Annotated in this window: 6 protein-coding genes; all 6 read right to left on the bottom strand. The window is 28.4% G+C overall.

What is annotated here, in order from left to right:
• Positions 1 to 258 precede the first annotated feature (258 nt).
• Positions 259 to 1,908, bottom strand: a complete 1,650-nt coding sequence (locus ACH5TX_RS01195) for a hypothetical protein (protein WP_439337731.1) — start codon at positions 1,906 to 1,908, stop codon at positions 259 to 261.
• A 161-nt stretch (positions 1,909 to 2,069) separates the two neighbouring features.
• Positions 2,070 to 2,825, bottom strand: a complete 756-nt coding sequence (locus tag ACH5TX_RS01190) for a DUF6090 family protein (protein ID WP_439337730.1) — start codon at positions 2,823 to 2,825, stop codon at positions 2,070 to 2,072.
• 161 nt (positions 2,826 to 2,986) lie between these two features.
• Positions 2,987 to 3,529, bottom strand: a complete 543-nt coding sequence (locus ACH5TX_RS01185; protein ID WP_439337729.1) for a BglII/BstYI family type II restriction endonuclease — start codon at positions 3,527 to 3,529, stop codon at positions 2,987 to 2,989.
• A 154-nt stretch (positions 3,530 to 3,683) separates the two neighbouring features.
• The gene (locus tag ACH5TX_RS01180; protein ID WP_439337728.1) at positions 3,684 to 4,868 is read right to left on the bottom strand and encodes a hypothetical protein; all 1,185 of its coding nucleotides are present in this window, start codon (positions 4,866 to 4,868) and stop codon (positions 3,684 to 3,686) included.
• 175 nt (positions 4,869 to 5,043) lie between these two features.
• Positions 5,044 to 5,532, bottom strand: a complete 489-nt coding sequence (locus tag ACH5TX_RS01175; protein ID WP_439337727.1) for a hypothetical protein — start codon at positions 5,530 to 5,532, stop codon at positions 5,044 to 5,046.
• 170 nt (positions 5,533 to 5,702) lie between these two features.
• A complete protein-coding gene (locus tag ACH5TX_RS01170; RefSeq protein ID WP_439337726.1) occupies positions 5,703 to 6,380 on the bottom strand; it encodes a pentapeptide repeat-containing protein in 678 nt (225 codons plus the stop codon).
• Positions 6,381 to 6,534 lie beyond the last annotated feature (154 nt).

The following is a 6,534-nucleotide window of genomic DNA, read 5'->3' as shown; positions in this document are numbered from 1 at the left end:
CTAAAAAGTCCGATGTGATTTTTATTCCGATTTGAGTAAAAATTCAGCGCAATTAATTCCGCGTTTTATTCCGCTAAATTTCGCTTTTTTTTAATTTCGATTTACTTCCTGCTGAGTGCGTTTCGCTATTGTGGGCAACGTTTTTATATATGATTTGTTGCGTTTTTCAAGCACTGAATTTAGTAAATAAAAACCGAATAGAAAATCCTCGAGGATTTTCGTAAGTAGGCTAGAACCAGCAATAAATTATATATGTTGTTATGCACAGTTTATTTCTTTTTCGATATTGTCAAAATATGGATGTTTTATATGATAAGTAATTTTTCTGTCTTCTGCGTAAATTTGAAAATCATTAAAAACAATTTCATTATTTAATAATAATCCAAAATCATGTATCGTATAACATTTGTATGGACTATTAAACATATAAATTGTCGGTGCATTTATTATAAAGATTCCTTCAATATCATATTCTGCTAAATCTAAATTAATTGGGTTTTTACTTCGAAGTTTGAAGTGATTTTCTATAGTTTCTTTATTTGATTGAGCCCAATTAATTTTTCTTTCCAGTTGTGATTCATACTTTTCCTTAAAGTTAGAATAATCTCTTTTCCAATTGTTGTAGTCAAATCTTGACCTATTATGTTTACATTCTGACACGTAAATCTTTTTTTTATCTAAATCGATAAATAAAATATCTATATCTCCAGTGGTTTTGTCAATATTTATGAATTGTTTTTTATAAGTTTGAAATCTTAAAATATCCATTTCATATGGGATTTTCTTCTCTTTAAGCCTCTCAATTATTGGGTTTTGTAAAACTTTATCATGTGTATTGTCAACTAATTCAATGAACTTTTTCAAATCATTGTTAATTTTCCATTCGTTTGGAAATATACCAAACGGGAAACAGTTAGTATTTAATTGAGAAAGACTTTCTCCCCATTTATTTGGTCCAATTAGATGATAGATTTTTCCGTCAATATTATATTCTAAAATGGGTTTATACATAAATCTACCAATATCTTGATTTGTATAATAACATTTGTCTATATCTAAAGCGTTATTTTTATTGATTGTAAGTCCATCATAAAAACTGTCAATGAATTTTGAATTGACAGTCGTATTTGCTTTTATATTTTTTATTATTTCAGGTAGGATTGTAACTCCTAATTCATTCGAAGATTTGGATATAATTTCTGCTATGAAATAGCATAAATCATCATATTTAATTGAATATTTATTTTCTATTAAATTTTTGAAATCATCAATACAGTCAGTTATCGTAACTTGTGAATCATGTTTTGGTAATTCAAGAAAAATGTGTGAAAAAAACAAAGGATAAGGTTGATATGTTAGATATTTAACTTCTTCTTTATCCATTGTAATGCCGATTGATTTAGGGAAAAGTTGACTTCTTGCTATGTACTCACTTGAAATGAAAGCCCATTCTCCAACGTAAATCATTTCTTCTAACAACAAGATATATTCTGATAGATTTTTGCTTATTTCAAGGTTGAAATTCGCGGTTCCCTTTAAGTCATATTTTGTTGATTGTTCAAGGATTATTTTTAATATTCTTCGCGAGCCAGCAAATTTTTCTTCATTAAAAGTCAATTTATTTCCTTCTATAAGTTTTAAATGAATATCAATTGAATCTTCATGGATATTATGACAGAACAAATAGAATGAGAACCTTTTTTCTTTTTTAATTAGAGTTTCTAATTTATTTAAAAAAAAAGTAAAGCAATCTTTTAAAATCTCTTGAACTTTTAAAGGGTTTTTATATTCGTTGGGACTTTTGAAGTATTTCTTTTTGATATAAGAAGATAATTCTGTCCAATAAACTTCTTTATGTCTATCGTCAGAAATAACAACTTTCTTACCTTCAATATCGTATCCTGGCATTTGTTTCTAATTGTGCATAACGGTTGTGTATAAGGATAGTGCGGTTTTGTGTCCGAGGATTTTCCGCAGGAAAATCAGAGTGACCAAATACGTACTAACCTTTAGATTTAGGAATAAATTTAAGCATTATTTCTTATACTTTGTTGTGCTTTCGTTATTTCTTAATTATCCAATTTATTTATTTCTTTTTCTAAACCTAAAATAAGTTGCTCTAATTTTGTAAGTGTATTTTGCTGCCAGTGAATACGTAATTTCAACCAACTTTGAAGTCTAATTAAAACGTTATTAAAAGAACTATTTTGTCTTAAAGATTCAATATCCTTTGGCATATTGATAGTCTCTTTTGAAAATGAAGCACTTTTATCTATTGTTGGAGACGATATAAAAAATTCATTCATAAATGGAAGTAATTCTTTATCAATGATATTCCAATTTTTATTTTCTCGTGTGTGTATATTCTTTAGGTCTAGTTCATACATTTCGGTTGTTCTAATACGCAAACTATCATTAGTAAGGAAGTCAATTCCTTGACTCTCTATGTACTTATATGCTGTATTAGCTATGTTAAATATGCCATCCATGTTGATGTTTTCAAATGCTTTCTTTAAACTATCGTCAACTGGTTTTCTATTTTTTAAATAGTCTAAAATTAAGACAGTGGATAATTGTCTTTTATTTGTGAGTACATAAGTTTCTTTTAATTCTATAATATTAGTATTTAAATCATTTTTAAGCTCCTTTAAAATTTTAATTTCCTTTCTAGTGGCTTTTCTATCCTCATTCCAATTATTAATTGACAACGCAATTAAAATTCCAATAACAACAAGTATTATTTCTCCAATCGCATAGGTTAGATATTTTCTGAACTTATTTTCAGTCAGAGTTTTTTGTCTAATTTTTCTGAAAAATTTTATCATAGGTTAGCGGTTTCTGATAATGAAGCACAACGGTTACGTATAATATTAGTGGTGCGTTTAGGCACTAAATTAGTAAATAGAAACTTGCCAGCGGAAAATTCCGAAGGAATTTTCCAAGTAAGCTAAAACTAGCCATTAATTTTATGCTTTGTTGGCTACAGTTATTTGTCAATTCCAATTAGATAAATTGGAACAGTTAATACAGGATAAAACTTTTCAAGATACCATTGAGTTCTTTCAAAATTCACCAGAGAACTGGGGAAAGGTGAGATCTCATTTAATAAATTTTTTGTAGCACAGATATAAATTCCGATTTTCATTTCGTTTACAACTTCGGCTGCAGCTTGAAATCGCAAAAGGTCTCCACCTATGAACGATCTATGGTTAAAAGCGACATCAACTCCAACTTTCCTTTTCCAAAAATCAATTCTTAAGTCATTATCTTCTCCTGCACCAAAAACACTTTTTTCCTCTTCCCAACCTCTTTTTGAGAATTCTGCTTTAAATCTCTCGTTTAAAATTGGTTGTTTCCCTTTCATTAACTTTTTCCCTTCTTCTTTTCTTTCTATGTTTCTTTGATCAAAAATTTCGGAAACATTTTTATAGGAAATTGAGTTTAGAATTTGTTCAAGTTCTTGTCTTAATTCATAATCAGAATTAAGAATTATATCTGCATATCTATGTACGTATATTTTGTAGTTCATTCAGTAATTGTTGCCAACGGTCTTGTGTATGGTTAGTTGCGTGGTTGAGCCTGTAATTTAGTAAACTATCACGAGTCAGAGAAAATTCCGAAGGAATTTTCCAAATAAACAACGACCAAAGCAATTAATTATACACGTTGTTGTACGCTGTTTTTTAATCAGTTAGATGTTTTTCTCTACTTTTTATTAGAAAATCAAAATTTCTATATTTTCTATATCTTTTTGTGTTCAGTTCTGTAATTATTCCTTGAATAGATTCTTCATTTTCAAGATTTTTCAAGATTCTTTCATTTTCCATATACTTAAAAAAAAATGTATATCTTCTTACAAGCTCTTTCTTAAAATCTTTAGAAATAAAACCTTCATAGCCATCAATTAAGTCGTGGTGTTCAATGTTTTTGTAAAACACAAAACCATCAAATACATCATTATATTTATCGACATTAGTTATTTTTTGTAAGTCAAAATCATCATTTCCAAAAATTGAATTTTTTAAATCAAAACCAGTATTATCAATTTCTAAAAATTTAAATGAAGCATCCCATTTTCCATCTTGAATGAGTTCATAAATCAATTTATTCTCTTTTGTGTAAAAAATGGGTCTATTTGATAAAACAAAAAATGCACGTTTACCAAAATAATCTGATAAGAATTTCCCTGTATTTTGTTGAATTGCTCCATTATTATAATGTGAATGAACTTTATATGCGTGTCTAATATTTAAAATAATTAGAGCTTTTTTATTATCGGAACTTATCTTTTGATACTTATTGATGATATTACTTGCAATAAAACTATCTCTTGGTTCAATTTCAATTTCATATTCCCTTGTATAGTCTTCAACTGTTTTTACGTTTTTCCAATCAAATTCAGAATCTGAAGGGTAAAGAGAAATTTGATTTTCAGAGTTATCGTTGATATCATAAATTGTTTTTAAGAAATAGTGATAGCTGTATCTATCCCAAACAGGATAAATTTCAGAATTTCGTTGAAATTCGTTCAGTTTCTCTTCTACATAAATACTGTCTAACCCTCTTATTTTAAGAAAGTCGGTTATTTCTGGCTGAAGATTTATAACTCCAATTTCAGTAAATACATTTTTTACATTTTTCTTAAAATATTCGTCAGATAATATCTCTTTTATCAGTTCGTATTGAGAAATGTCGCTATGGTCTCTTTCACACAGAATTACAATGTCGTGTTCTTTAAACTGTTCTATAATGTAATCTTTAGCAGATTTTTTTTCTACTTTTTTCAAAAATTCAACATATGGTTTAATATCAGAATTTTGAGAACATCCAAAAAGTGGTATTAAAAATATTAATAATAGATTTCTCATAATTTTCTATTCAGTTCTGTTTTCCGACATTGCGTACAACGGTTGTGTATAAGAATAGTGCGGTTTTGTGTCCGAGGATTTTCCGCAGGAAAATCAGAGAGACCAAATACGCACTATCTTTTTGATTTAGTAATAAATTTAAGCATTATTTCTTATACTTTGTTGGCGCCAGTTTTTATTTTTCAGACTTCAGTTTAAAATTCACGCAATGATTGTATTTCGTTTGTCGCCTTATTCCTAAGTCAAGATTATTTATATTTTTTTCTAAACGACTTTTGAATTCCTCCATAGCTTGTTTATTGACATTTTCATTGTCAACTTTAAAAGTGAAATATTCTATTCGACCGATACTGTCAAAGTAAATTCTCGTTAAAACTGAAATTTCAGATTCCGCAACATTCCAATTAATTTTTTCCGATTTCAATCCGTTCATTAATTCATTTTGAAAAGCTTTTATTTTTCTGACAAGAATTGTATCTCTTTCTGCATCAAAATTTTGAGGTGTTAATAATTTTGGATACAATGTTTTTAAGTCCTTTTTTCTAAATTCAGATTCAAGTTCAGGATCAAGGGTGGAATTAATAACAATCGGTTTTTTATTTTCGTTCGCACTTTGACAAGAAAAAGCCAATATTAAAATTCCAAAAAGTATGCTTTTAGTCAATAAGTTCATTTTTTTGCCAAATTGGTGCCAACGGTTACGTATAATATTAGTGGCGCGTTTAAGCACTAATTTAGTAAATAGAAACTTGCCAGCGGAAAATTCCGAAGGAATTTTCCAAGTAGGCTAGAACCAGCCATTAATTTTATGCTTTGTTGGCATTTCGTTTTTTTTTATTCAGTTTCTATTATCCAATCATTAAATTCATTTTGTCCAATTCCCTCTGCTGAATGACAAAAATTATCATTGAATATAAATCCATTTGTTTTTGCTCCTTTAAATCTCGTTGCTTCAAACGATACATTTTCCATTAATCCATTACTTAAATTAGCATTTCTAAAGTCTGAAGTCTTTATGTTACTTTTTATAAACTTTGTATTTGTTAAATCTGAATTTCTAAAATCGGCAGAAATAAAACAGTTTTTAAATGTTATTCCTGAAAGTTTCTGATTTCTCAAATCCAAATTTTCCAAGTCAATTTCTTCGAAGACTACTTTTCCAGATTGGATTTGTTCTAAAAACTCGGTTTTAGTTAATTGATAATCGAATAAGTCAGTTTCTTTGTCTTTAATTTCGTTTAATGTTTCATCAATTAATTCAACAAGTTCATTGTGAGCGTCAACAAAGTCTTTTCTAATTTCGTTAAATTTTAATTCATTCCATAGATGCTTTTCTTTCAAAGCTGGCAAATCGTCAAAACCATTCAAATAGAAAAGGGCAATTGGTTTTAGTTCAGGGATTCCGTTCGAGTATTCAGAGTATATTTTTTCTAAAAGCAAAATATGGTCAACTTTTTCAGTAGACGGTTTTTCCTTTAGTTTAATTAATATTTCGATTGTTTTTCGGGTCATCTTAAATGAATGCCAACGGTTACGTATAATATTAGTGGCGCGTTTAAGTACTAATTTAGTAAATAGAAACTTACCAGCGGAAAATTCCGAAGGAATTTTCCAAGTAAGCTAAAACCAGCCATTAATTTTATGCTTTGTTGGCAGTAGTGTATTT

The sequence above is a fragment of the Thalassobellus citreus genome (assembly GCF_044385915.1).
Classification (GTDB): Bacteria; Bacteroidota; Bacteroidia; order Flavobacteriales; family Flavobacteriaceae; genus Thalassobellus; species Thalassobellus citreus.
Note: the sequence above shows the minus strand (reverse complement) of the source record. Positions and strands in the feature narration are given on the sequence as shown.